This is a genomic window from Streptomyces sp. NPDC048696 (assembly GCF_043198895.1).
In the GTDB taxonomy this organism is placed as follows: domain Bacteria; phylum Actinomycetota; class Actinomycetes; order Streptomycetales; family Streptomycetaceae; genus Streptomyces.
Map to the genome: position 1 here is coordinate 38203 of NZ_JBICVJ010000019.1, position 21187 is coordinate 59389.

Consider the following 21187-nt stretch of genomic DNA (forward strand, 5'->3'; position numbering starts at 1 on the left):
CGGCAGGAAGGTGCTCCCCGTATGACGCCCCGCCTCAGCGTCGTCGTCCCCGTCCACAACGTCGAGGAGTATCTGGGCGCGTGTCTGGAGTCGCTGGCCCGGCAGAGTCTCGAAGACCTCGACGTGGTCCTGGTGGACGACGGCTCCACGGACGCCAGCGCCGCCGTCGCCCGTGAGTTCGCCGCGCGGGACGACCGGTTCACCGTGGTCGGCAGGGAGAACGGCGGCCTCGGCGCCGCCCGCAACACGGGCGTACGGCACAGCGCGCCCGGCAGCGCGTACCTCGCCTTCGTCGACAGCGACGACGTACTGCCCTCGCGCGCCTTCGAGTCGCTGGTCGCCTCGCTCGACAAGTCCGGCTCCGACTTCGCGTCCGGCAATGTGCTGCGCCTGGGCGCCGGCGGACGGCTGCGCCAGCATCCGCTGTTCACCGAGCCGATGCGCTCGACGCGCCGCGCCACCCATGTGACCAGGCACTGGCCGCTGCTGCTCGACCGGATCGCCTGCAACAAGGTGTTCCGCCGGGAGTTCTGGGACGCGCACTCCTTCGCGTTCCCGGAGGGCGTGCTCTACGAGGACATCCCGGTGATCCTGCCCGCGCACTTCGCCGCCCGCTCGGTCGACGTGCTCCAGGACGCCGTCTACTACTGGCGTTTCCGGGACAGTTCGATCACCAACAAGCGGGCCGTCGTGCGCGGGGTGGCGGACCGGACGGCGGCGGTCCTCGGCGTGAGCCGGGGGCTCGCGGGGACGCCCGGGCACAAGAAACGTTACGACGAGTCCGTGCTGCGCGAGGACCTCTGGTACTTCATGCAGGTCCTGCCCGACGGCGACCCGGCGTATCAGGAGGCGTTCCTGCGCTGCGCGCGGGAGTTCACCGATCAGGTGGATCCCGAGGTGCTCGCCGGGCTGCCGCCGCACCACCGGGTGAAGTGGCATCTGGCCCGCGAGAAGCGGCTCGAAGAGCTCGTCGCGCTGTTGGAGTTCGAGCGCCGCAGCCCCCGTACGCACCGGGTGCGCGGGCTGCGGCGGCGCAGCGCCGACTACCCGGCCCTCACCGCCCCCGTCCCGCGCGACGTCCTCGCCCTCGCGCCCGCCGACCTGCCGCTGGAGGCCCGTCTGACCGGCGCCGACTGGCACGAGGGCAGGCTCAGGCTGACCGGGTACGGATACGTCCGCAACATCCCGGCGCAGGTGCGGCGGCACGCGCTGAAGGCGGCCTGGCTGCGCACGCCCGACCGGCGCGCGCTGCCGCTGCGCCTGCGCCGTGTCAACGACCCGTCCATCACCGCCCGTTCGGGTCAGGAGCTGCACCGCTACGACTGGGCGGGCTTCGAGATCACCGTCGATCCGGCGCGGCTGCTCACCGAGTCGGCCGCCACCACCTGGAAGCTCGTCCTCGGCGTGCTCGGTCACGGGGTGGCGCGCCGGGGCGGCGTCGCGGACGCGGGCGCGCACCTCGGGGTGCACTACCTCGACGAGCACACCCGGATCGTCCCGGTCTTCGCGAGCGGCCGGTTCCAGCTGACCGCCGAGCGCGTCCACACCTGGCTGACCGGCCACGACAGCCACGACGGCCGCCTCACGCTCACCGGCGGGACCAGGACCCGGGCGGTGGCGCTGCGGCTCGGGCACTGGCATTCGGACGCGGCGATCCAGGTCCCGCTGGCCCGCGACGGCGAGCGGTTCACCGCCGAGGTGCCGCTCGAAGAGCTCGCCCAGGTGCGCGGCCGGGGCCCGGTCAGAGCGCCGCACGGCGAAGCGCGGCCCGCCGACTCCTACAGCGTCCAGCTGGTCAAACCGGACGGCAAACGGCTCGCCGTCGCCGCGCCCCCGGGGCTGGCGCTCGGCCGCCACGCGCTGCCCGGCGGCCGCGAACTGGCCGTCACCGTGAGCGCCTGGGGCAACGCGGTCGTCGCCGACCAGCTGCCGCACGCCTACGCCGAGTGCGTCACCTGGACCGACAACTCGCTGGTCGTCGAGGGATGTTACGGCGGCGGCTCCGGTCTGCCGCTGCGGCTGTGCCACACCGGCACCGACGAGGAGGTCGAGCTGCCGGCGCGGCACGCCGGGGACCGGCTGCGGGTCGAGTCGGCGTACGAGGCGCTGACGCTGCTCGCGGACGGCACCTGGCAGCTGTACCTCGGCGATGGTCCGGTCCGGGTCCCGGCCGCCGCGCACCCGGGTCTGCCCGCCGCCCGCCGGATCGGCGGCCGGGACTTCTCGGTCGAGCGCCGCAGCCACGACCAGCTGGTCCTCGTCGTGTCCAAGGGGGCCTCGGCATGCGCGAGTTGAGCATCGAGGGCGCCTGGGTCAGCGAGCCGCAGGTTTTCCTGGACAGCCGGGGCAGCTTCCACGAGTGGTTCAAGGAGGGCGACTTCCACTCCGCGACCGGCCACGCCCTCGGCCTCGCGCAGGCCAACTGCTCGGTCTCCGCGCGCGGCACCCTGCGCGGCGTCCACTTCGCCGATGTGCCGCCCGGCCAGGCGAAGTACGTGAAGTGCGTACGGGGAGCGGTCCTCGACGTCGTCGTCGACCTGCGCACCGGATCGCCGACCTTCAAGCGCTGGGAGCCGGTCCTGCTCGACGACCGCGACCACCGCTCGGTCCACCTCGCCGAGGGCCTGGGGCACGCCTTCATGGCGCTGACCGAGGGCGCCACGGTGGTCTACCTCTGCTCCGCCGGGTACGCGCCCACCCGCGAGCACGGCATCCACCCGCTCGACCCCGACCTCGCCATCGAGTGGCCGACCCATCTCACCCCGCTGCTCTCGCCCAAGGACGCGGGGGCGCCGAGCCTGGCTCAGGCGCTGGAGCGGGGCCTGCTGCCGTCGCACGAGGCCTGTACGGCCTGGTACGCGCGGCAGCGGGCCCTGATCCCGGCCCAGCAGTGACGTTCGGCCCGGCCACTCGGCAGTGACGTTCAGGCGGCCGAGCCGGCGCGTTCGGCCGCCAGCAGCGCGGGCATTGCCTCGGCGAGCGCCGCCCGCCAGTGCCTGATCGGCGCGAGGCCCGCCTCGCGCCAGCGGTCATGGCCCAGGACGCTGTACGCGGGGCGCGGCGCCGGGCGGGCGAAGGCCGCGCTCGTGGTGGGCCGCACTCGCGCCGGGTCCGCGCCGAGCAGCCGGAACGTCTCGCGGGCCAGCTCGCACCAGGTGCCGTGGCCGCTGCTGGTGCCGTGCCAGTACCCGGCGGGCGCGGCGCCCGCGAGCGCCGCCTCGCCGAGCCGCACCAGCCGGTCGGCGAGGTCGGCCGTCCAGGTGGGCTGGCCGCGCTGGTCGTCGACCACGTCCAGATGCTCGCGCGCCGACTCAAGCCGGATCATGGTCCGTACGAAGTTGGCGCCGCCCGCCCCGTACAGCCAGGCCGTGCGCACCACATGGCCGGAGTGCGGCAGCAGCGCGCGCACCGCCCGCTCGCCCGCCAGCTTGGTCCGCCCGTACGCGGTGCGCGGGCCCGGCGGCGCCGACTCCGGATACGGGGTGGTGGCGTCGCCCGCGAAGACGTAGTCGGTGGAGACGTGCAGCAGCAGCGCGCCCGTCTCGGCGCAGGCGCGCGCCAGGTGTTCCGCGCCCCCGCCGTTGATCCGCAGCGCCTGCGGCTCGCGGGTCTCGGCGTCGTCGACGGCCGTCCAGGCGGCGCAGTTGACCACCACGGCGGGGCGGGCCGCCGCCACCGCGTCCCGTACCGCCGCCGCGTCCGTGAGATCGAGCGCCGAGCGGTCGGCCGCGTGGGTGGGGCGGCCCGCGAGCCGGGCCACCACGTCCCGGCCGAGCATCCCGCCCGCGCCCGTGACCAGCCAACTCCCGCTCACAGGGCGGCCTTCGCGCGCAGCGGCTCCCACCAGGCGCGGTTGTCGCGGTACCAGGCGACGGTCTCGGCGAGCCCTTCGGCGAAGTCGCGGCGGGGCGCGTAGCCGAGCTCGGCGCGGATCTTGGCGCAGTCGACCGAGTAGCGCCGGTCGTGGCCCTTGCGGTCCTCGACGTATTCGACCCGGTCCCAGTCCGCCCCGCACGCCGTGAGCAGCAGTGCGGTCAGCTCCTTGTTGGTGAGCTCGGTGCCGCCGCCGATGTTGTAGATCTCGCCGGGGCGCCCGCCGGTGCGCACCAGCTCGACGCCCTGGACGTGGTCGTCGATGTGCAGCCAGTCGCGGACGTTCAGCCCGTCCCCGAACAGCGGCACCGCGGCGCCGTCGAGCAGCCGGGTGATGAAGAGCGGGATCACCTTCTCCGGGAACTGGTGGTGCCCGTAGTTGTTGGAGCAGCGCGTCACCCGCACGTCCAGGCCGTGGGTGCGGTGGTAGGAGAGCGCCACCAGGTCGGCGGACGCCTTGGAGGCCGCGTACGGGGAGCTGGGCCGCAGCGGGTGCTCCTCCGGCCAGGAGCCGGACGCGATCGAGCCGTACACCTCGTCCGTGGAGACCTGCACGAACGGGCCGAGCCGGTGGCGCAGGGCCGCGTCGAGCAGCGTCTGGGTGCCGAGCACGTTGGTCGTCACGAACTCGGCGGCGCCCAGGATCGAGCGGTCGACGTGCGACTCGGCGGCGAAGTGCACCAGCTGGTCGTGCTCGCCGACCAGCTTGTCCACCAGGCGGGCGTCGCGGATGTCGCCCTCGACGAAGGCGAAGCCGGGGTGGCGGCGCACCGCGTCGAGGTTGGCCGGGCAGCCGGCATAGGTGAGCTTGTCGAGGACCGTCACGGCGACGCCGCCGGGCCCGGCCGGGCCGAGCAACGTACGGACGTAGTGCGAGCCGATGAACCCGGCGCCGCCGGTGACGAGGATGCGGGTCGAGTTCGTCATGCCGAGATCTGCACCTTGCTGTGGTCACCGAGGACGAGCCGGTGGGCGGCGGGGATGTGCGGGGCCGGGGTGATCTCCACGTCGCGGCCGATGAGGGACGCCTCGATCCGGCCGACGCCGTGCAGGGACGAGCCGCTGAGGACGATCGAGTACTCGATCTCGCTGTCGGTCACCCGGCAGTTCTCGGCGATCGAGGTGGACGGGCCGATGTAGGAGTTCTCCACCACCGTGCGCGGCCCGATGATCGCCGGGCCGACGATCCGGGAGCCGCGCACGGTCGCGCCCTCGCCGATCCGCACCCGGCCGATGATCTCGGTGGCCTCGTCGACCGAGCCCTCGTCCTTCGGGGTCAGCAGTTCCAGGACCGAGCGGTTGACCTCCAGCATGTCCTCCACGTTCCCGGTGTCCTTCCAGTAGCCGGAGATCACCGTCGAACTGACCGTCAGGCGCTGGTCGATGAGCCACTGGAGGGCGTGGGTGATCTCCAGCTCGCCGCGCTCGGACGGGTTGATCGCCCGTACGGCCCGGTGCACGGCCGGGGTGAAGAGATAGACGCCGACCAGCGCGAGATCGCTCTTGGGGTGCGGCGGCTTCTCCTCCAGGCGGGCCACCCGGCCGTCGGTGTCCAGCTCGGCGACCCCGAACGAGCGCGGGTCGGGCACCTTGGTGAGCAGGATCTGCGCGTCGGGCCGCTCGGCCCGGAACTCGTCCACCAGATCGGTGATCCCGCCGACCACGAAGTTGTCGCCCAGATACATCACGAAGTCCTCGTCGCCCAGGAACTCCCGGGCGATGAGCACCGCGTGGGCCAGGCCCAGGGGGGCGTGCTGCGGGATGTAGGTGACGCGCAGCCCGAACCGCGAGCCGTCGCCGACGGCGGCCCGGATCTCCCCGGCGGTGTCCCCGACGATGATGCCGACGTCCGTGATCCCGGCGGCCGCGATCGACTCCAGGCCGTAGAAGAGCACCGGCTTGTTGGCGACCGGCACCAGCTGTTTGGCCGAGGTGTGGGTGATCGGCCGCAGCCGGGTGCCGGCGCCGCCGGAGAGTACGAGTGCTTTCACTTCAGACCACCGGATTCCGAGAGGCGAGGGACAGGTAGTGAACGACCGCTGAAGCCGGGGATTACGCCTGGTGGTGAACCATACGGGTGATTCACCGCATGCTGCTTTTGCCCAAGATCCGCAGGCGGAGCAACTGCTCCGGGGTGAAAGTGCTTTGATCGCTCCGGCGCGTACCGTCCGGTGGTTGATACGTTCGGCCGCCATGAGCGTGCAGACATTCGGGATGAACTGGGACGTACGGCGGGGCAGGGTCCTGGTCGCGGCCGTCGCCGCGGTCGGGTTTCTCGGCAAAATGGTGCTCGCCGCGAACACCCGGGGGCCCGCCGACGTCTACTTCTTCTCGCAGTTCGCGCGGCACATCGAGAAAGTCGGGCCGATCCGCATCTACGCCCATCCGATGCGCGGGCTGCCGATCTACAACCATCCGCCGCTGGCCGGCTGGATGCTCCTGGGACTCGACCGGATCGCCCGGCTCGGCATCGAGTTCGGCACCCTCATTCGTACGCCCGCGTGTCTGGCGGACTTCGCCGCCGCGCTGCTGGTCTTCGAGATCGTACGCAGGCGCCGCACCGTGCGGACGGCCGTCGCGTGCGGAATCGGCGTGACGCTCTCGCCGGTTCTCGTGCCCGCCTCCGGATATCACGGGAACACCGATTCGGTGGCCGTGACGCTGGCGCTGGCCGCCGCCTGGCTGCTCGCGGACCGCAGGTCGCCGCTGGCCGCCGGGGTGTGCGCGGCGGTGGCCGTGAGCATCAAGTTCGTGCCGGTGGTGGCGCTGCCCGCGCTCGCGGTGGCGGCCTGGCGCGGCGGGCGGCGGGAGTTCGCGCGTTTCTCGGCGGGGCTCACCTCGGTGCTGCTGGTGCTGTGGGGGCCGGTGCTGCTCACTGTGCCGGGTGCGCTGCGGGCCAACGTCCTGGAGTACAAGGGCGGCAACTTCCGGCTGTGGGGGATCGTGAAGTTCGCCGAGTGGCTGGGCTTCACCAACGAGTCGATCGCGGTGCTGCGCGGCCCCGGCCACTTCGTGGTGGTCCTGATCTGTGTGGCGGCGGGCGTCTGGCCGGCCTGGCGCCGCCCGGACCGGCTGCCGCTCGCGGTCGCGGTCACCCTGAGCGTGCTGCTGCTGCTCAGCACGGCCTCCGGCGTGCAGTACCTGGCCTGGCCGGTCGCCGCGCTCTTCGCCGTCGGCTTCTGCGAGGGCCTGGCCTACAGCGTGCTCGCCGGGGTGCTCGCGTCCTGGGTCTACACGATCCAGAAGCCCACCCGCTGGACGTACGACCAGCAGGTGCTGGGGGCGTACGCCTGGGCGGCGCTGCTCCTCGGGATCGCCTCCGGGTACCGGGCGATCTTCGCCGACCGGACAGCGCGGCCCGGCGAGGCGGCCGTCCACGCCCCGGCGCCGCGCGCCGAGCAGACCCCCACCTCCGTCAACTGACCGCCCCCGCAAAGGTTCCTGGAGACGCCCGTGCAGGAAATCCCCGCCCCCGCCCGCAGCCCCCGGATCGGCATCCTCGTCGTCGCGTACAACGCCGAGACCACGCTGGAGAAGACCCTCGACCGCATTCCGGTCGGCTTCCGCTCCCGTATCGAGGACATCCTCATCCTCGACGACGCCAGCCATGACGGCACCTTCACCGCGGGCTGCCGCTGGTCGCAGGCGGAGGGAATGCCGAGAACCGTCGTCATGCGGCACACCAAGAACCTCGGATACGGCGGGAACCAGAAAGCGGGATACGCGCTCGCGGCGGAACGCGGGCTCGACATCGTCGTCCTGCTGCACGGCGACGGGCAGTACGCCCCCGAATTGCTGCCCGAGATGGTCGCGCCTCTCGTGAACGGCGAGGCCGACGCCGTGTTCGGCTCCCGCATGATGCACCGGGGCGGGGCGCTGCGCGGCGGAATGCCGCTCTACAAATGGCTGGGCAACCGCGTTCTCACCCGCCTGGAGAACTCCCTCCTCGGCTCCCGGCTCACCGAATTCCACTCCGGCTACCGCGCCTACAGCATGGCCGCGCTGCACAAGCTCCCGATCGAGCGCAACACCGACGCGTTCGACTTCGACACCCAGATCATCGTCCAGCTCCTCGACGCGGGAATGCGGATCAAGGAGATCCCCATTCCCACCTACTACGGCGATGAGATCTGTTACGTGAACGGTCTGAAATACGCCAAGGACGTGGTGAAGGACGTCCTCGAATACCGGCTCGCGGTCAAGGGGTTCGGCACCTGCCCGTGGATCCCCAAGCCCGACGGATACGCCTTCAAGGAGGGCGACGGCTCCTCGCACTCCTTCATCCTGGAGCGCATGCGGGGCCTGCCGGCGGGCCGCGTCCTGGACCTCGGCTGCTCCGGCGGGCTTTTCGCCGAGCGCCTTGAGGCCATGGGCCACGAGGTGACGGGCGTCGACTGCGTCGAGGTGGCGGGCGTGCGCGAGAAGTGCTCGCGGTTCTTCCTCGCCGACCTGGAGGAGGGGCTGCCGCAGAGCGTCGGACGCGGTTACGACTATGTGGTGGCCGGGGACGTGGTCGAACACCTCTCCCGGCCCGAGCGCGTGCTCGCCGAGATCGCCCAGGTGCTGCGCCCGGGCGGCCAAGTGCTGCTCTCCGTACCGAACTTCGGCCACTGGTACGCGCGCCTGCGCGTCGTCCTCGGGGTGTTCGGATACGACCGGCGCGGCATCCTCGACGAGACGCATCTGCGCTTCTTCACCCGGGCCAGCCTGCGCCGCACGGTCCGCGACGCGGGGTACGACGTCCTGCATCTGACCTCGACGGGCGCGCCCTTCTGGGCCCTGCTCGGCGGACGCGGCCTCAAGGGGGCGCTCGCCGCCGTGCTCGGCGGGCTCTCGCGGCTGCTGACCCGGCTGCGGCCCACCCTGTTCGGCTATCAGCACGTCGCCGTTCTCACGCCGCACGCGGCCGAGACGATCATCGCCGGGGAGCACGTCGATGTACAGGACATCATCAACCGTCAGTACACCCCCGCCGACCGCGTGGGCGTCTGAGCCCGGTCCGGTGGCACCCGCAACCGAAGCCCCGGTCAGGAGACCGCTGTTGAACCTGTCCAGCCTCGCCCTGCTGCTGTTCGCGGTGTTCTCGTCGGCGGGCGGCCAGATCATGCTCAAGCACGGCATGCGCACGGCGGCCGCCGCCGTGGAGCGGGGCGGCGGCTCGATCGCGCTGCGGGCCGCCGCCAGCCCCTGGATCGTGGTCGGCCTGGTCGTCTTCGCCGTCTCGGCCGTCGCCTGGATGTCGACCCTGGCCCGGGTACCGCTGTCCGTCGCCTATCCGTTCAACGCGCTCGGCTATCTGCTGATCGTCCTGGCCGGCTCCACGGTGCTGCACGAGCGGACGTCGGTGTGGACGTGGGCGGGCTCGCTGCTCGTGGTGATCGGGCTCGTCACGGTGATGGCCGGCCAGCAGCGGTGATCCGCCGGGCGCCGCTCTGACCGGGCAGCGGCGCCACCGCGCGCCGGGCGGGCTCCATGGGCACCGGTGCGCCGGTCTCCTCGCCGAGGAAGACCGTGCGCACCACCCGCTCGGCGGCGTGCCCGTCGTCGTACGCGCAGAACCGCTCCCGGAAGGCGGCCCGCAGCACGGCGTTGGCCTCGCTGTCCCACCTCCCGTCCCGGAAGCACGCGATGAGCTCGTCGGTGCTGGTGGTGACCGCTCCGGGGGTGTCGCCGGGGCGGCCCGACAGCAGGTCGAAGCAGACGCCCCGGACCGCGCGGTAGACCTCCCAGTCGGGGGCGTGCACCACGATCGGGCGGTCCAGGTTGGCGTAGTCGAACATCACCGAGGAGTAGTCGGTGACCAGCGCGTCCGCCGCCAGGCACAGGTCCTCGACGCGCGGGTGGCCCGAGACGTCGAGCAGCCCGGGGTGCTCGGGCAGGGCGGCGCAGGCGTAGAAGTAGTGGGCGCGCACGAGGAGCACGGTGTCCGGGCCGAGCGCGTCGGCGACCCGGACCAGGTCGAGCGCGCTGTGGAAGCCGCGCTCGTAGTCACGGTGGGTCGGCGCGTACAGGATCGCACGGCGGCCCGGCGCGATGCCGAGGTCGCGGCGGACGGCGGCGGTGTCCTCGGCGGTGGCCGTCGCGTACACGTCGTTGCGCGGATATCCCGTCTCCAGGTGGCGCACCGCGCTCGGGTAGGCGCGCGACCAGGTCTCGGTGGTGTGCGCGTTGGCGGAGAGCGAGAAGTCCCAGCGGTCCACCCGGGCCAGGAACCGGCGGAAGCTGAAGCCCTTGGCGGCGGCCGGGTGGGCCAGCTGGTCCAGGCCCATGCGCTTGAGCGGGGTGCCGTGATGGGTCTGGAGGTGGATCTGGCCGGGCCGCTTGACCAGGTGGTCGGGGAAGTTGACGTTGTTGACGAAGTACGTGGCACGGGCCATGAGCCGCCAGTACGCGCGTGTGTCCGGCACCACGAACGCGTGCCCGGCGGCGGCCTCCGGCTTCGAGACCACCCAGACGCCCTTGATGTGCGGGGCGAGCCGGGCGGCCGCGCTGTGGACGGCCGCCGGATTGCAGGAGACGCCCCGGTTCCAGTACGCGGCGTACACCGCGAGCCGCGGGTCGAGGGGGAGCAGCCGCTGGAGGCGGTAGTAGTGGCGAAATGCCGTGCGCAGTACGGACTTTCGCACGCCCCGCACCCGCGAGCGCAGCCTCCGGCGGCCCGCCAGCGCCCCGTCCAGGGCGGCCAGCGCCAAGGGGCGGCCCTCGGTGAACAGGCGGGTGCGCAGCCCGGCGCGGCCGCCCGGGGTGCGGTGTCCGGCCGGGCGGTGGGCCCGGCAGAACGCGGCCGCCGCCCGCACATACGCCGCCCGGCCCCGGCGCCCGCCCGGGTACAGCTTGAGCAACTCCCGTACCGCCAGGGCGTACAGCGGTTCCCGCAGCTTGTCGGCGACGGGCCGCTCGGCCGACTCGGTGAGCAGCCGGGCGTACTCGGCGACGATGTCACGGCGGTCGACGCGGGGCCGCGCGAGCGCCCGCTGCCCCCGGTGGTCCACGCACGGCGTCGCCAGGCACGCCACCGTCTCGGCCGCCATCAGCGTCGTCAGCGCGCACCTCGCCTCGGCCCGTTCGCCGGAGCCGAACGACAGGCCCTCGGCCCGCCAGAACGTGCGGCGCACCGCCCGGTTCCAGCTCACCGGGGCCGTATCCAGCAGGCCCGGCCGTTCGGCCGCCGTGGTCACCGCGTCCCCGGCCGCCCGCAGCACGTCCAGGGAGCGGCTGGGTTCGGGGGTGCCGAGGAACGGTGTGCGCAGATGCCCGAACAGCAGCACATCCGGGTCCCCGGCCTCCTTCAGCCGGTCCGCGAGCGCGGCGAGCGCGCCCGGCAGCTGGACGATCCCCGGCTCCAGGAAGAGCAGGTAGTCGCCCCGGGCCTGCCCGGCCCCCGCGTCCCGGCGCTCCCCGGCGCTCACCGTCAGCGGCAGGTGCACCGCGCGCACCCGGCGGTCGGCGGCGGCCAGTTCGTCGAGCAGCCGTCCCGAGCCGTCCGCCGAGCCGTCGTCGACGCCGATGACCTCGACGTCTTCGTACGACTGGCCGAGCACCGACTCCAGGCACTCCCGCAGCAGTCCGCGGACCTCGTGGACGGGCACGATGACGGTGAAACGGGGCAAGGAGGGACCTCTTTCGGGACCGGGGGGACCGGGGGAGGGGGGACGGAGGCGGACGGAGGCGGACGGGGTCAGACCAGGCCCGCGAGTTCGCGCTGGGCGGCGGCCGAGCGCAGGACGGCCGAGGGGGCCGGGCGGCGGTCCTCGACGGGGACGAACGCGGGCAGGTTGGCGCTCTGGCCGAGGAAGACCCGGCGCACCACCCGCTCGGCGGCGTGCCCGTCGTCGTACGGACAGAAGCGGGCCCGGAACGCGGCCCGCAGCTGCGCCGAGCGGGAGCCGCGCCAGTGGCCGGTGGAGAAGATGTCGATCAGCTCGTCCTCGGTCCTCGCGACCGCGCCCGGCGGGAAGGCGCGCAGGTCGAAGTAGGTGCCGCGGGCCGCCTGGTAGGCCTCCCAGTCGTCGGCGTGGACGACGATCGGGCGGTCCAGGTTGGCGTAGTCGAACATCAGGGACGAGTAGTCGGTGAGCAGCGCGTCGGCGGCCAGGCAGAGCTGTTCGACCGACGGGTGGGCGCTGACGTCGATGACCCGGGGATGGGTGTCCTCGCCGGTCAGCGGGGCGCCGTAGGAGAAGTGGGCGCGGGTGAGCAGGACGAAGCCGGGGCCGAGCCGACGGGCCACGCGCTCCAGGTCGAGCGGGAGGTGCTGGCTGCGCCGGTAGTCGCGCGGGGTCGGGGCGTACAGGACGGCGGTGGCGTCGGCGGGGATGCCGATCAGCTCGCGCAGCCGGGCCACGTCGGCGGCGTTCGCCTGGTGGAAGACGTCGTTGCGCGGATAGCCGTATTCGAGCGTGGTGTAGCCCGAGGGGTAGGTGCGCTCCCAGGTGAGGGTGGAGTGCACATTGGCGGAGAGGCTGTAGTCCCACTGGTCGGCGCGGGCGACGAGGGCGGCGAAGTCGGTGCCGCGGGCGGCGGCCGGGCGGTCCATCAGGTCCAGGCCCATCGTCTTCAGCGGGGTGCCGTGGTGGGTCTGGAGCAGCACCTGGCCGTCCCGCTTGACCAGCCGGTGGTCGAAGTCGGTGTTGTTCACCAGGTACTTGGCGCGGGCCAGCGCCGTCCAGTACGCGAAGGTGGCGGGCCGCAGCTTGCGGGTGGCGGGCGGCACGGTGTGCAGATGCTCGGGCGCGGCGATCCAGGAGGTCCGCACCCGGGGCACCAGCTCGCGCACCTTCGCCTCGATGGCCGCCGGGTTGCAGGAGTAGCCCCGGTGTCCGTATGCGGCGAAGACCGCCTCCTCCCGCAGCGGCAGGCGCAGTTGGACGCGGTAGTGCAGCCGCAGCACGGCGGCGCGCAGCAGTCGTCCGAGCGCCGGGGTGTGCCGCACCACGCGGGCGCGCAGCGCACGCAGCGCCCCCAGGCTGCGATACGTACGGTGGGCGCCGAGCCGCACGAGGCCGTGCCGCACCCGTACGCGCAGGGTGCGCGGGCCCCCGCCGGGGGAGCGGTGGCGGCGGTACTGGGCGCGGGCGCGGCGGAAGAACTCGGCCCGGCTGCCGCGCGGCAGCCGCACCCGGGTGGTGAACACGGTCAGGACGTGGTCGGCCATCTTCCGGAAGATCAGCGGCCGCCAGCAGGCCAGCTCCGGGCGGGAGTCGATGAACGCGAAGACCCGGTCGTACTGGTCGAACAGATCGAAGTGGCGGCGGCTGGTGGTGGACAGGATGCTGCCCTGGCGGCGCTGGTGGTAGTGGACGCAGACCCGGTCCAGGGTGGTGAGGGAGCCCGCGGCCATCAGCGCCGGATACGTCCACGGCGCGTCCTCGTAGAAGCCGGGCGCGAAGCGGAAGCCCTGCTCCTCGACGAACTCGCGCCGGTACGCCTTGTTCCACACCACGCTGAGCAGCTTGAGCAGCCCCGGCCGGTCGGCGAGCGTGAAGGTGTCGGGCCCGGTCTCGGCGAGCTGGGCGGCCGACTTGTTGCGGACCCGCTCGCCGGACCAGTACGTGCGCGCGTAGTCGTAGACCAGCACGTCCGGGTCGCCGGTCTCCTTGAGCCGGTCGGCGATGGCCTGGAGGGCGCCCGGGGTGAGGGTGTCGTCGCCGTCGAGGAAGACGACGTAGTCGCCGGTGGCGTGGGCGAGTCCGGTGTTGCGGGCGGGGCCGAGACCGGTGTTGACGTCCAGGTGGACGGCGGTGACGCGCCGGTCGCGGGCGGCGATCTCGTCGATGATCGCCCCGCACGCGTCCGGTGAGCAGTCGTCCACCGCGATCAGTTCCAGGTCGTCGTAGCACTGGCTGAGCACCGAGCTCAGGCAGTCGTGGAGATACGCCTGGACCTTGTACACGGGAACGATCACGCTGAACCGGGGCATGGCCCGTAGAACGGCGAATGCCGCGAGCGGGTTACGGCGCTCGCGGCAGACGGGGGAAAGCCGCGGCGGCTATTTGACGGCGCCCGCCATCACCCCGGAGACGAACTGGCGCTGGAAGGCGAAGAAGACGGCCAGCGGGATGACCATCGAGACGAAGGCGCCGGGCGCGAGGACGTCGATGTTGTTGCCGAACTGCCGTACCTGCTGCTGGAGGGCGACCGTGATCGGCGGGTGCTTGGAGTCCGCGAAGATCAGCGCGACCAGCATGTCGTTCCAGACCCACAGGAACTGGAAGATGCCGAGCGAGGCGATCGCCGGGCCGCCCAGCGGCAGCACGACCCGGGTGAACAGCCGTATCTCGCCCGCCCCGTCGAGCCGGGCGGCCTCCAGGAGCTCGCGCGGGATCTCCGCGAAGAAGTTCCGCAGCAGGAAGATCGCGAACGGCAGTCCGAAGGCGACGTGGAAGGTGATGACGCCGACCGTAGTCTCGAAGATCCCGATTTTGCCGAAGAGCTTGGCGACCGGTACGAGGGCGATCTGGACCGGGACGACGAGCAGGCTCACCACGACCATGAACCACCAGTCGCGGCCGGGGAACTCCATCCAGGCGAAGGCGTATCCGGCGAGCGAGCCGATCACGACGACCAGGACGGTGGCCGGGACGGTGATGATCACCGTGGAGAGCAGCGAGTCGGTGACGGTCTTGTTGTCGAGCAGGGTGGAGTAGTTGTGGAAGGTGAGCTGGGAGGGGTGGCTGAAGATCTTCCACCAGCCGCTGGAGGCGATGTCGGTGGGGCCGCGCAGCGAGGAGAGCAGCAGCCCGACGGTCGGCATCAGCCAGAACAGCCCGACCAGGATGAGGAAGACCCGCACCGCCCCGCCACCCGCCCGGGAGGCGATCCTGGCGGGCAGGGACTGCTTGGCCCGGACGATCCCGTCGACGACAGTCATCGCCGCGCCTCCCGCCGCATCCGCCGAATGCTGCTGTGCTGTCCCGGGGGCCGACCCCCGGACCCCCGGCCGAAGGCCGCTGTCGCGCGGGCGTTCGTCATCGCCGCGCCTCCCGCCGCATCCGCCGAATGTTGAAGAGCATCACCGGCAGGACCAGGATCAGCAGCAGTACGGCGATGGCGCTGCCGATGCCGAGGTCCGCGTCCGTGCCGAACGAGGAGCGGTAGAGCTGGAGCGCCAGCACATTGGCGTCGGCCTGGCTGGAGCCCGGTGCGATGATGAAGATCAGGTCGAAGATCTTCAGTACGTTGATCACCAGCGTGACCAGGACGACCGCGAGCACGGGCGCGAGCAGCGGCACCGTCACGCGCCGGAAGACCTGCCACTCGTTCGCGCCGTCCACCCGCGCCGCCTCCAGCAGCTCGCGCGGCAGCCCCGCGAGCCCGGCCGCGATCAGCACCATCGCGAAACCGGCCCACATCCAGATGTACGAGCCGATGATGGCCGGGGTGACGAGGTTCGGGCCGAGCCAGTTGACGCCGTTGTACGGCTCGTGGAAGTTGCTCTGCGGAAGCCGCAGCCGGGCCCCGTCCGCCTTCGCGGGGAGCGTGAACGTACCGTCCGCGCGGGCGGTGGCCGTGGCGACGACCGAACCGTCCCGGACCGCCTCGATCTTGAGCCCCTTGAGGCCGAGCTCCTTGGGGTCGACGGTGTTCGGGGTGCCGCCGCCTCCCTTGGTGAAGTCCAGCCAGGCCGTGCCCGTGATCTCGCCGCTCTCCGGCTTCGCCGCCTTCGCGGGCTTCGCCGAGGACGGCATCTTGTCGGCGGCGACCCCGACCAGCGGCAGCAGCGCGCTCTGCCCGGTGTGGACCGCGTCCTTGGTCACGAACGAGCCGCCGCCGCCCGGCTCCAGGGGCGCGGAGGGCAGCGGATGGGCGCGCGGGAACCCGGCGGACTCCGCGAACGTGTCGTGCACGCCCACCCAGACCGCGTTGGCGACCCCCCGGTCCGGGTCCTGCTCGTACACCAGCCGGAAGATGATCCCGGCGGCGAGCATCGAGATCACCATCGGCATGAAGACGATCAGCTTGAACGCCGTTCCCCAGCGCACCCGTTCGGTGAGCACGGCGAAGATCAGCCCGAGCGCGGTGGCGACGGTGGGCGCGACGACGACCCAGATCGCGTTGTTCCTGACCGCCGTACGGATGCTGTCGTCGGTGAAGAGCGTCTTGTAGTTGTCGAACCCGGCGAAGCCGTTGCCGGACTGGTCGAAGAACGAGCGGTAGACCGAGTAGCCGATCGGATACACCACGAGCGCGCCGAGCAGCACGAGCGCGGGCAGCAGGAAGGCGGCGGCGAGGTACTTGCGCGTCCCGGTCACGCTGCGGCGCGGACGCGGGGCGGCGGGCGGCACCGGGGCGGCGGCCCCGGCGGCGGGCGCGGTGGTCATCGCCGGATCAGTTCTTGTACGCCGCGGCTGCGTCGGCCTCCAGTTTGGCCTGGGCGCCGCCGACGTCCTTGGGGTTCTTCAGGAAGTCCTGGAGGTCCTTCCACTCGCCCTTGCCCGGCGTCCCGCCGAAGGACTGCGGCGCCTGGTCCGACATGTCGAACCGGACGTCGTCCCCGGCCCCGACGAGCGCCTTGGCGATGTCGCGCTGCACGTCGTTGGGGTAGGCGCCCGGGTCGGTGGCCTTGTTGGGCGAGATATAGCCGCCCGCCGCCGCCCAGATCTTCGCGGCGTCCGGGGAGGCCAGCCAGGTGAGCAGCGCCTGGGCGCCCTTGGTGTCCTTGAGCGCCACGGCCGCGTCGCCGCCGGTGACGACCGGTGCCTTGGCGCCGACGGCCGGGAACGGGAACACCTTGGCGTCGGTGCCGATCTTCGCCGAGGTCTGCGCGATGTTGACGCTCACGAAGTCGCCCTCGAAGACCATGCCCGCCTTGGGCTGGTCGCCGCCGGTGAAGGTCTGGGTGACGGAGGCCGGGAACTCGGTCTGCAGCGCGCCGGTCGTGCCGCCCGCGATCAGATCCGGCTTGCCGAACAGCTGGCCGAGGGTGGTCAGCGCGTCCTTGACGGACGGGTCGGTCCACTTGATCCGGTGCTTGGCCAACTGGTCGTACCTCTCCGGGCCCGCCTGGGAGAGGTAGATGTTCTCGAACCAGTCGGTGAGCGTCCAGCCGTCGGCGGCGCCGACCGAGACCGGGGTGACGCCGGAGGCCGAGATGGTGTCGGCGGTGGTGAGGAAGTCCTTCCAGGTCTTGGGCACTTGGGCGCCCGCGGTCTCGAAGACCTTGGCGTTGTACCAGACCAGGGACTTGTTGGCGGCCTTGAAGTAGACCCCGTACTGCGTGCCGTCGACCGCGCCCAGGTCGCGCCACACCTTGGCGTAGTTCTTGTCGAGCTGCGCCTTGGCGTCCGCGCCGACGGGCTTGAGCCACTTCTTCTGCGCGGCCTGCTGGATGGCGCCGACCTGCGGGAGCATGGCGACGTCGGGCGGACTGCCGCCGGCGATCTTGGTGCCGAGGAAGTTGACGATGGGGTCCTGGGCGGGCACGAAGGTGACGGTGGCCCCGGTCCTGCTCTCGAACTCCTTGAGCACCTTCAGGAAGTTGGCCTGCTCGGGCCCGGTCCAGACGGCGGCGACCTCGATCTTCTGCCCGTCGAGCCGGGGCAGTTGGACGCTTGCGGCGGGAGCGCCGCTCTTGGAGGGCGTGGCCGTGCCGCCGTCCTTCTTGCTGTCGCTGCTGCACGCGGTGGCGACGAGGGCGAGCGCGCCGACGGCCGCCACCCCTGCGAGCTTCCGCCCCGTCCGCACGGCCTGCCCTGTACGCCTCGCCCGCCCTGCCCGACCCGTACGCATGAGCTGTCCGCCTCTCGCCGCCGAGGTCGTCCCGTCCGGACAGTCCTACGCCGGGCACGGGGGCCCCGCAATACCGCGATCGCCCCCAACAAGCCGATCGTGATGGGCTCGTGACGTGACGTCAGGGGGGTGTGGCGGGGGTGATTGGCGGGTAACGCGCGGGGGCGTGCGCGGGTGGCGCGGGGTGGGGTCAGAGCGCCTGCGGCGGGGACGCGTGGACCAGCCGCGCGGCCCGGTCCAGCGCGCTGGCGAGCAGCGCCAGGTCCGTCGGCCCGTTGCCGAGCTCGCGCACCGGCCGGCGGGCCGGAGGGTCGCCCATCCGCTCCCACTCAAGGGGCACGACCGTCGGCCGCAGCGTCGCCGTACGCGGTATCCGGCCCGTGACCCGCCCGCCCTGGAAGGGTGTGACCACCCCGTCCGCGCCGAACAGCCGCCCCCGCCCCGGCGACGGCTCGTCCGGCGAGGGGGCGAGCGGCGGCGCGTCGAGCCGCACCACCTGCCGTACCCTGCGCGCCAGCTCCGTGTCCGCCGTGCGCTCGGGGCGGGCGGAGGTCGCGACCAGATGCACGCCCAGCCGCTCCCCGTCCCGCGCCACCGCCTCAAGAGCCCGCACCACGGACCCCGCGGCGGGCCGCCCCGGGCTGCCGAGCGCGGGCGCCACCAGCGCGTCCAGGTCGTCGACGAGGACGACGAGACGCGCCAGCGGCGGCGGCCCCGCCTCCGTACGCGTACGGGCCAGCGGGCGCAGCCGCAGCGTGCTGGTGGACGGCCCGTCGACATCGCCGCGCTGCTCACCGGCGGACGGCGGCCGGGGGGCCACCACCCGCCCGGCCGCCTCCTGCCCGTCCGAGGCGGCCTTCGCCACCCACTCGGCGAAGCCGACACCGTTCAGCAGCTCGGCGCGCCGCTTCAGCTCCGCCCCGAGCGCCTGTGCGAACTCGCGCATACGGACCGGGTCGGAGGCCACCAAGTAGGTGGAGACATGCGGGAGTTCGGTGCAGGCGCGCAGGCCGTCGCCGCGCTCCCCGCCCGCCCCGTCGACCAGGATCATCCCCAGCCGGTCCGGCCGCGCCCCGGCCGCCAGCGACGCGGCGACCGCGCGCAGCAGCTCCGTACGGCCGCTGCCCGGCGGTCCCTCGACCAGCAGATGCGGCCCGTCGTCGCAGGAGAGGTCGACGCCGACCGGGCCGCGCGGGCCGGTGCCGAGCACGGCCGCGCCGTCCGGCGCCGACTCCCAACGGGCCATCAGGGACGCGGGTGTGGCCCGCGCCAGGCCCAGCTCGTCGAGCAGCCGGGACGAGGGCGGCAGGGCGACCGCGGGCCGCGCGACCACCGCCGCCGCGTCGCCCGCGCGCAGCGGGGCGAGCGCCCGCGCGAACCGCTCCGCCCACGCCGCCGAGACCGCGTCGACCACCGCCACCGTGCCGTGCCCCGCCGGACGCCCGCCCGCCGTGCGCACCAGCCGCAGCGCGGTGGCCACGTCGCCGCTCAGCAGCGCCGCCGCCCCGCACTCGCGGAACGCCAGCGACACCGCGCACGCCGACTCGTACGTCGCCTCCACCGGGGACGTCGGCGAGGCGGGCGGCGCCTCGGCGAGACAGAGCAGATGGATCCCGGCCGCGCCCCCGGCCGACGCCAGACGGGCGGTCGTCTCGCGCAGCACCGAGGAGCCGGGGTCGCCGTCGACGATCACCACGGTGTACGGACCCGAGTAGCGGCGGGTGGCGTCGGCGACGGCGGACGCCTCGGCCGAGGCCCAGGTCGGCCCGAGCGGGCTGTCGTCGAGGCGCCGCACGAGCTCGGTCGTACGGGCGGTGGCCTGCTCCCGGTCGTACGCGAGCAGCAGACGGCAGTCCTGGCCGTGCCCGGGCCGCACATGCGGGAGCCAGCCCAGCCAGCCCCACTCGGCGGTCCGCGTCTGGAGGCTGCGGCCCCGTTCCGTACTGATGAGGACGATCTCCAGGTCGCCCGGTGAGTGCAGCGCGGCCAGCTGGGCCACGACCGCGCGCGCCAGACCGTTCAGCCGGGGCCGGGGTCCCGCCAGGCCCAGCGAGCCGGCCTCGCGCAGCCCCACGGTGACCGGCACGGCCGCGAGCTCGCCCCGGTCCGCCGTGCCGACCCGGACCGCAAGTGCCTCCTGGTGCCCGGGCCGCCGCTCCCACAGCCGGGGCCCGGGGCCGAGCGCGGTCAGCAGCAGCGCGGCGAGGTCGGGCCATCGCTCGGGCGCGGGGGCGACACCGGTGGGCGCGGCCTCGGGCGGCACGGGAGCGGGCTCGTACGGGGCCTCTCCCCGGCCCCCGGCCAGCCGCCGGGCCCAGGCGCCGAGCCCGCCGCGCCGCCGGGGCACGCCGTCGTCGGCGCGCGCGTGCTGCACCTCGTCCGGCACGCGCGTGCCGCGCGCGGGCGTCCCGGTCCGACGGCTGCCCCCGCCCTGCGGGTCGCTCACCTCTGGGTACGGCTCGGCGCCGGGCTCCTGACGCCCACTCACCTCTGGGTACGGCTCGCCTGCCCCGGGGCCGTACCCGCTGCCGGGCTGCTCCGGAACCGCCTCTTCCTCGCCGTACCAGCCGCGCCCGTCGCCCGCGTGGCCCTGACCGTACGACGTGGAGCCGGTGGGCGCATGCGGACGGCCGCCGTCGGCCGCGTACGGATCACCGCCTCCGGGACCGTGAGCACCGCCGGGACCGTAAGCACCGCCGGGACCGTACGGATGACCGCTTCCCGGGCCGTAGGCTCCTGTCCCCGTCCCCGTCCCATGGGTCGTCGGCCCGTACCCCGAACCGGGAGGCGAGGCCGGACCCGGCTCCGCCGAGGCGCGCTGGCCCGGGACGCGCCCGGTCTCCGGGGCGCGGGGAACCTGCCCGTACACCTCGCCCCCGCCCACAGCCTCCTCGGACGCGGCCCCCGGCACCGCCACCCGGACATGTCCCTCCCCGTCCGGCACCGTCGCCAGCGCGTCCGGGGACGGGGTGCCGGGGCTCAGGCGCAGGGCCGACTCGCCCAGGCGCAGCAGCGCGCCCGCGGGCAGCCGGACCGGGTGTGGGCCGACGGGGGCGCCGTCCACGCGCGTGCCGTTCGTCGAGCCCAGGTCGGCCACCGCCACCCGGCCGTCCTCGCCGACCGTCACCGCGCAGTGCAGCCGGGACACGTCCGGGTCGTCCAGCGGCACGTCCGCGTCGGCCGAGCGGCCGATGCGGATCTGGCCGCCGTGCAGCAGATGGACACCGCCCGCGTCGGGACCGGCGACCACGCAGAGCCGGGCCTGGGCGGCCTCGCCGTGCTCCGAGGCGTACGCCGCGTACGAGGCGGAGGCCGCGGGGGACGAGGAGGGGGAGGACAGCGCGAGCACCGCGCCGTCGACCAGCGGAGGCTCGCCGAGCACGCGGCGCTGCGGATCCAGCCGCTCGCGCCCCGCGTACAGCACCACCGCGCTGGAGATCTCGGAGCCCGACGCGGCCGTGGCGAGGCCGGAGGCGACGGCCGCGAGCGTGGTCCCCGCGGGCGCGGTCACGAGCACGTCGCAGGCGCGCGCCGCAGCGTGGCCGCTGCGCGGCGCGAGGACGGTCAGCCGGATCTGCATCGCCTC

The 21187-nt window shown here is 73.4% G+C and carries 14 protein-coding genes; 5 read left to right on the forward strand and 9 right to left on the reverse strand.

The window, feature by feature from the left end; genetic code table 11:
- Nucleotides 1–21 precede the first annotated feature (21 nt).
- Nucleotides 22–2295: a glycosyltransferase family 2 protein gene (locus tag ACGFRG_RS30940; protein ID WP_393269240.1), complete on the forward strand. Its 2274-nt coding sequence runs from the start codon at nucleotides 22–24 to the stop codon at nucleotides 2293–2295.
- Nucleotides 2283–2894: a dTDP-4-dehydrorhamnose 3,5-epimerase gene (locus tag ACGFRG_RS30945; RefSeq protein WP_361430355.1), complete on the forward strand. Its 612-nt coding sequence runs from the start codon at nucleotides 2283–2285 to the stop codon at nucleotides 2892–2894. Before ACGFRG_RS30940 ends, ACGFRG_RS30945 begins: the two co-directional genes overlap by 13 nt.
- A 29-nt stretch (nucleotides 2895–2923) precedes the next feature.
- Here the strand turns inward: ACGFRG_RS30945 and rfbD are convergent, their stop codons facing one another.
- The 3 genes from rfbD to ACGFRG_RS30960 are packed head-to-tail and all read right to left on the reverse strand — an operon-like array spanning nucleotide 2924 to nucleotide 5864.
- A complete protein-coding gene (rfbD, locus tag ACGFRG_RS30950) occupies nucleotides 2924–3778 on the reverse strand; it encodes a dTDP-4-dehydrorhamnose reductase (protein WP_393269366.1) in 855 nt (284 codons plus the stop codon).
- Nucleotides 3779–3810: 32 nt separating this feature from the next.
- Entirely contained in the window at nucleotides 3811–4800 is a 990-nt protein-coding gene (rfbB, locus tag ACGFRG_RS30955; RefSeq protein WP_361430357.1) for a dTDP-glucose 4,6-dehydratase, read from the reverse strand.
- Nucleotides 4797–5864, reverse strand: coding sequence for a glucose-1-phosphate thymidylyltransferase (locus tag ACGFRG_RS30960; protein WP_361430358.1), 1068 nt, complete (start codon nucleotides 5862–5864; stop codon nucleotides 4797–4799). The genes rfbB and ACGFRG_RS30960 overlap by 4 nt, the downstream gene beginning before the upstream one ends.
- Nucleotides 5865–6066: 202 nt before the next feature.
- Here ACGFRG_RS30960 and ACGFRG_RS30965 point away from each other — a divergent pair, with 202 nt between their 5' ends.
- From ACGFRG_RS30965 to ACGFRG_RS30975, 3 genes are read left to right on the forward strand one after another with little or no spacing between them, the layout of a single operon-like run.
- Nucleotides 6067–7296: a glycosyltransferase 87 family protein gene (locus ACGFRG_RS30965; RefSeq protein ID WP_393269244.1), complete on the forward strand. Its 1230-nt coding sequence runs from the start codon at nucleotides 6067–6069 to the stop codon at nucleotides 7294–7296.
- Between the two features lie 30 nt (nucleotides 7297–7326).
- Nucleotides 7327–8865 carry a methyltransferase domain-containing protein gene (locus ACGFRG_RS30970; RefSeq protein ID WP_393269246.1) on the forward strand — a complete coding sequence of 513 codons (1539 nt, stop codon included), beginning with the start codon at nucleotides 7327–7329 and terminating at the stop codon, nucleotides 8863–8865.
- Nucleotides 8866–8914: 49 nt separating this feature from the next.
- Nucleotides 8915–9289 carry an EamA family transporter gene (locus ACGFRG_RS30975; protein ID WP_361430362.1) on the forward strand — a complete coding sequence of 125 codons (375 nt, stop codon included), beginning with the start codon at nucleotides 8915–8917 and terminating at the stop codon, nucleotides 9287–9289.
- Here ACGFRG_RS30975 and ACGFRG_RS30980 read toward each other — a convergent pair.
- The 6 genes from ACGFRG_RS30980 to ACGFRG_RS31005 all read right to left on the reverse strand — a co-directional run bounded on the left by ACGFRG_RS30980 (nucleotide 9261) and on the right by ACGFRG_RS31005 (nucleotide 21181).
- A complete protein-coding gene (locus tag ACGFRG_RS30980) occupies nucleotides 9261–11483 on the reverse strand; it encodes a CDP-glycerol glycerophosphotransferase family protein (protein ID WP_393269248.1) in 2223 nt (740 codons plus the stop codon). The genes ACGFRG_RS30975 and ACGFRG_RS30980 overlap by 29 nt on opposite strands.
- 68 nt (nucleotides 11484–11551) lie before the next feature.
- On the reverse strand, nucleotides 11552–13792 hold the full coding sequence (locus ACGFRG_RS30985) for a CDP-glycerol glycerophosphotransferase family protein (protein WP_393269250.1): 2241 nt from the start codon (nucleotides 13790–13792) through the stop codon (nucleotides 11552–11554).
- A gap of 69 nt (nucleotides 13793–13861) precedes the next feature.
- Entirely contained in the window at nucleotides 13862–14743 is an 882-nt protein-coding gene (locus tag ACGFRG_RS30990; RefSeq protein WP_361430365.1) for a carbohydrate ABC transporter permease, read from the reverse strand.
- A 97-nt stretch (nucleotides 14744–14840) separates the two neighbouring features.
- Complete coding sequence (locus tag ACGFRG_RS30995; RefSeq protein WP_393269252.1) at nucleotides 14841–16193, reverse strand: carbohydrate ABC transporter permease; 1353 nt, start codon at nucleotides 16191–16193, stop codon at nucleotides 14841–14843.
- A gap of 7 nt (nucleotides 16194–16200) precedes the next feature.
- Nucleotides 16201–17601, reverse strand: coding sequence for an ABC transporter substrate-binding protein (locus ACGFRG_RS31000; RefSeq protein ID WP_393269254.1), 1401 nt, complete (start codon nucleotides 17599–17601; stop codon nucleotides 16201–16203).
- A gap of 190 nt (nucleotides 17602–17791) precedes the next feature.
- Nucleotides 17792–21181 (reverse strand): FHA domain-containing protein, encoded by a 3390-nt coding sequence (locus ACGFRG_RS31005; protein ID WP_393269257.1) that lies wholly within the window; start codon nucleotides 21179–21181, stop codon nucleotides 17792–17794.
- Nucleotides 21182–21187: the final 6 nt, after the last annotated feature.